At 71.1% G+C, this 806-nt stretch carries 1 protein-coding gene; it reads left to right on the top strand.

Annotation, left to right across the window (positions count from 1 at the left end; genetic code table 11):
* Positions 1 to 267 precede the first annotated feature (267 nt).
* Positions 268 to 786, top strand: coding sequence for a SigE family RNA polymerase sigma factor (locus ACNFOC_RS54775; RefSeq protein WP_416966368.1), 519 nt, complete (start codon positions 268 to 270; stop codon positions 784 to 786).
* The last annotated feature ends 20 nt before the right edge of the window (positions 787 to 806 follow it).

Genomic DNA, 806 nt, shown 5'->3' with positions numbered 1-806 from the left:
TACTTGGGGAGACCAGGCCCGCACCGAACTTCGGGCGGCCGGCGAACGCACCGCGTCGAGGGAGCAGTCGGCGGGGATCGTGCCCGGCCTGCCCACAGCGCCCGTGCCGCGTGTGTTTTCTCGGTCCTCCAGCCCCACATCCCGCCCTCCGCTGTGCTGAATCCGGGCGGCGAGGTGGTCGACCTGAAACATTTCTGTGTGCCCACTGCATCAGTACAAGTAAGGGCGGTGCCGGTACCGGGACCGCCGGGGGCAGGGGGATCAGGCGTGAGACGACAGGAACGGGCCGATGCGTACGAGGAGTTCGCCGCCGCGCGTGCGGGGCATCTTTATCGGTCCGCCTGTCTGCTGACCGCCGGGGACACGCATCTCGCCGAGGATCTGGTGCAGGAGACCCTCGGCAAGCTGTACGTCGGCTGGGGGCGGCTGTCCCGGGTCGGCAACCCCGCCGGGTACGCCCAGACCGTCCTCACCCGTACCTACCTCGCCCACCAGCGGCGCCGCAGCAGCACCGAGCGCGCCACCGACGCACTGCCCGACCTACCCGACCCTGGCGCCCCGGGCACCGACACACCGCTGCGGCTGACCCTGCTCCAGGCCCTCTCCCGGCTGCCCGCCAAGGACCGCGCCGTGGTCGTCCTGCGGTACTGGGAGGACCGGTCCGTCGAGGAGACCGCCGACGTGATGCACGTCAGCTCGGCCGCCGTACGTACCCGGTGCGTCCGCGCGCTCGGCCGGCTGCGCGAACTGCTCGGCGAGAACCTCGATGAATACGCCCGCCCCTGATCACCCCCCTCCTTTCACCC

The organism is Streptomyces colwelliae (assembly GCF_048158785.1).
Classification (GTDB): domain Bacteria; phylum Actinomycetota; class Actinomycetes; order Streptomycetales; family Streptomycetaceae; genus Streptomyces.
The sequence above is the reverse complement of the archived record's forward strand: the minus strand, read 5'-3'. Positions and strand labels throughout refer to the sequence as shown.